Source organism: Mycobacterium sp. (assembly GCF_032161845.1).
GTDB lineage: Bacteria > Actinomycetota > Actinomycetes > Mycobacteriales > Mycobacteriaceae > Mycobacterium.
On record NZ_JAVRQA010000544.1, the window covers coordinates 1 to 3,632 of the forward strand.

General features: G+C 68.0%; 5 protein-coding genes. 1 reads left to right on the plus strand and 4 read right to left on the minus strand.

What is annotated here, in order from left to right; all coding sequences use genetic code 11:
- The 4 genes from QOD90_RS30430 to ipdE1 all read right to left on the minus strand — a co-directional run.
- Positions 1-520 (minus strand): TetR/AcrR family transcriptional regulator (locus QOD90_RS30430; protein WP_526356149.1); only part of this gene is annotated, 520 nt, incomplete at its 3' end.
- A 98-nt stretch (positions 521-618) separates the two neighbouring features.
- Positions 619-894 carry a hypothetical protein gene (locus QOD90_RS30435; protein WP_526356141.1) on the minus strand — a complete coding sequence of 92 codons (276 nt, stop codon included), beginning with the start codon at positions 892-894 and terminating at the stop codon, positions 619-621.
- Positions 891-1,709, minus strand: coding sequence for a (5R,7aS)-5-hydroxy-7a-methyl-1-oxo-2,3,5,6,7,7a-hexahydro-1H-indene-carboxyl-CoA reductase (ipdF, locus tag QOD90_RS30440; protein WP_526356143.1), 819 nt, complete (start codon positions 1,707-1,709; stop codon positions 891-893). The genes QOD90_RS30435 and ipdF overlap by 4 nt, the downstream gene beginning before the upstream one ends.
- A 3-nt stretch (positions 1,710-1,712) precedes the next feature.
- On the minus strand, positions 1,713-2,861 hold the full coding sequence (gene ipdE1, locus QOD90_RS30445; RefSeq protein WP_526356145.1) for an acyl-CoA dehydrogenase IpdE1: 1,149 nt from the start codon (positions 2,859-2,861) through the stop codon (positions 1,713-1,715).
- 48 nt (positions 2,862-2,909) lie between these two features.
- Between ipdE1 and QOD90_RS30450 the strand changes: the two genes are divergently transcribed.
- Positions 2,910-3,632 (plus strand): class I adenylate-forming enzyme family protein (locus QOD90_RS30450; RefSeq protein WP_526356147.1); only part of this gene is annotated, 723 nt, incomplete at its 3' end.

Here is a 3,632-nt window from a genome sequence, read left to right on the forward strand (position 1 = left end):
TGCCGCCGAGAACGATGGCGAGATACTGCCTGCCGACCTGTTCGGCCGTAAGTGGTCCGCCCGGTTGGTACCACTGGACCGAAACCCACGTGGTGTCGCGGATGAAGCGGTAGACGAGGTCCGGTTCGAGGTCGGGCCGGAAGCACCCCTCGGCGACGCCCTGCTTGAGCAGGTCCAACCACATCGTGCGCTGTTCGCGGTTGCGCTCGTTGAGGAAACCGAACTGCGGCAACGGGTTCAGGCGCTTCGCCTCGTCCTGATAGATGACGACCTGCGCGTGCCGGTGCTCGATGGCCTCGAACGACACCATGAACAAACCCTTCACGCGCTCGAGCGGATCGCTCGAGCTCGCGACGATCTCGCCGTAGCGCGCGAACAACCAGTCGAGGAAGTCACGAAGGACCTCTTCGACCATCTGCTCCTTGGACTTGAAGTGGTGGTAGAGGCTTCCGGAGAGGATCCCTGCGGAGTCCGCGATGTCGCGCACGGTGGTGGCGCGCAGGCCCCGCTCGGCGAACATCGCCGCGGCGAGGTCGAGCAGCTCGTCGCGGCGGCTCGGAAGGGCCTTGTCCACCGGGCCAGTGTATCTACCAAGCGCTTGCTTGGCTAGCCGGACCGTCAGGCGAGGTCGCCGATCTTGGCGTCGCGTTTGCCGGAGGGCGCGCAGACGGCAACAAGCGCCGCACGTTTGGCTTCCACGTCGGTGGTGGAACCGTTGCGACCGTTGCGCTCCTTGAGCATCTTGGCGACGGTCGCGCCCTGATCGGCGTCGCTGGCGGCCAGGAAGTCCTTGCACGTGGTGTCACCGCCGCTGTTGCTCGCGCCCGCACATCCGCTGACGATCGCCAGCGCGCAGAGCAGTGCCGCGGCGGCCAGGCTGGGGCGCTTCGTCACGCGCGTTGGCTCGACACCGAGATCACTTCGCCGGTCAGGTAACTGGAGTAGTCACTGGCCAGGAACGCGATCGTGGCAGCCACCTCCCACGGTTCCGCGGCCCTGCCGAACGCTTCGTCCGAGGACAGCCGGTCCAACAGGTCGGAGCTGCTGGTCTTCTCGAGGAACTCGTGCCGGGCGATGCTCGGCGACACGGCATTGATGCGGACGCCGTACTCGACCGCTTCGACTGCGCTGCAACGGGTCAGCGCCATCACGCCCGCCTTGGCCGCGGCATAGTGCGACTGCGAGTGCTGTGCGCGCCAGCCGAGCACGCTCGCGTTGTTGACGATGACGCCGCCCCTGACGACGTCGCCGGCGGCCCGGCTCCGATGTCCGGCATCGCGGAAGTACCGCAGCGCGGCGCGAGTCGCCCGCATCACCGACGTCAGCGTGACGTTGAGGACTCGGTCCCACTCGTCGTCGGTCATGTCGACGAGAGGCGTCTGGCCGCCGAGGCCCGCGTTGTTCACCAGGACGTCGAGGCGTCCCATCTTCTCGACGGCCGTGGCGATCAGCGCATCGACCGCCTCGGTGGAGGTGACGTCGCACACCACCGAGTCGACGCGACCGAGGCCAAGGCCCGCGAGCTCGTCGCGCGTCTCGCCCAGCCGTCGTTCGTGATAGTCGGAGACGACGACGTCGGCGCCCTCGGCGAGCGCACGCCGTGCCGTCGACGAGCCGATGCCAGTGCCCGCAGCGGCCGTCACCAGCACCACCCGGCCGGTCAGCAGGCCGTGTCCGTCGATCTCCTTCGGCGCAATGGAGAGGTCCATTCGCTATCCCTTGACCTCTCTCGGTAGGCCGAGCACCCGCTCGGCGATGATGTTCCGCTGGATCTCGTTGGACCCGCCGTAGATGGTGTCCGCGCGGGTGAACAGGAAGAGATGCTGCCACTCGTCGAACGCGTCGTCGTCCTTGACCAGGCCTGCCATCCCGACGACGTCCATCGCCAGCTCGCCGAGGTCGCGGTGCCAGTTCGCCCACAGCAGCTTCGACACGTTGTCCTGGCCCGGTTGTTCGACGTCCATGGTCGCCAGCGCGTACGACCGCATGGTCTGCAGCCCCATCCACGATCGCGCCAGCCGCTCGCGGATCAGCGGATCGTCAACGGCACCCGTTCGCTTGGCGACGTCCGCCAGGTTGGAAAGCTCACGCGCGTAACGGATCTGCTGTCCGAGCGTCGACACGCCACGCTCGTACGTCAGCGTGGCCATCGCGACCCGCCAGCCGTCGCCGGGCTCGCCGACCACCAGGGAGGCCTCGGTGCGGGCGTCGTCGAAGAACACCTCGTTGAAGTCCGCGGTTCCCGTCAGCTGCACGATCGGTCGGATCTCCACGCCGGGCTGATCGAGCGGAACCAATAGGTAGGACAGGCCTGCGTGCCGTTTGGAGCCCTTCTGCGTGCGGGCGACCACGAAGCACCACTGCGAGAGGTGCGCCATCGACGTCCACACCTTCTGCCCGTTGAGCACCCACTGGTCGCCGTCGAGCTCGGCGGTGGTCGATACGTTGGCGAGGTCGCTGCCCGCGCCGGGCTCGGAATACCCCTGACACCAGAGCTCGGTGACGTCGAGAATGCCCGGCAGGAAGCGCTTCTGCTGCTCCGGCGTGCCGTGGGCGATGAGCGTCGGCCCGACGAGTTCTTCGCCGAAGTGGCTGACCTTGTCGGGGGCGTCGGCCTTGGCGTACTCCTCGTAGAACGCGACCCGATGGGCGACCGACAGACCGCGCCCGCCGTGCTCCTCGGGCCAGCCGAGACACGTCAGCCCGGCGGCAGCGAGGTGCCGGTTCCACTCGCGCCGTTCCTCGAACGCCTCGTCCTCGCGACCCGGGCCGCCGAGTCCCTTGAGTGCGGCGAATTCGCCGACGAGATTGTCGGCGAGCCAGTCTCGGACCTCGGCCCTGAACTCCTGGACCTCTATCACCCCTGTAGGCTAACCTACCAAGCACTTGCTTTGTTAGAGTGAGCGGCAATGGAGACGCCAGGTGGCACCATTCCTGGCGTTGTCGACCGCATCGCCGAGCAGTTTCCCGACCACGATGCGGTCATCACGCCCGACAAGTCGCTGACCTTCTCCGAGCTCAGAGCCGAGGTGCGGCAGGCCGCCGCGGCGATGATCGACCTGGGCGTGGACGCGGGCGACCGCGTCGCCATCTGGTCGCCGAACACCTGGCACTGGGTGGTCGCGTGCCTGGCCGTCGGCTACGCGGGGGCGGTCGTCGTGCCGCTGAACACCCGCTACACCGCGAGCGAGGCGTCCGACATCCTCGGCCGAACCGACGCTCCCCTGCTGATCGGCATGGGCGAGTTCCTCGGCATCGACCGGCTCGGCGATCTCGACAGGGACGCGCTGCCGAAGCTGCGCCACGTCGTCCGGATCCCAATCGACGCGGCAGACGGCACCTGGGACGAATTCGTCGCGCGGGGAACCGATCTCGCCGCGGCGGATGCTCGCGCCGCCGCCGTCCAACCCGATGACGTCTCGGACATCCTGTTCACGTCCGGCACCACCGGCCGCAGCAAGGGCGTGCTGTGCGCGCACCGGCAGTCCCTCGCCGCACCCGCCGCATGGGCCGCGTGCGGCCAGCTCACCAGCGCCGACCGCTATCTGTGCATCAACCCGTTCTTCCACAACTTCGGCTACAAGGCCGGGATTCTCGCGTGCCTGCAGAAGGGCGCGACGCTGATCCCGCAG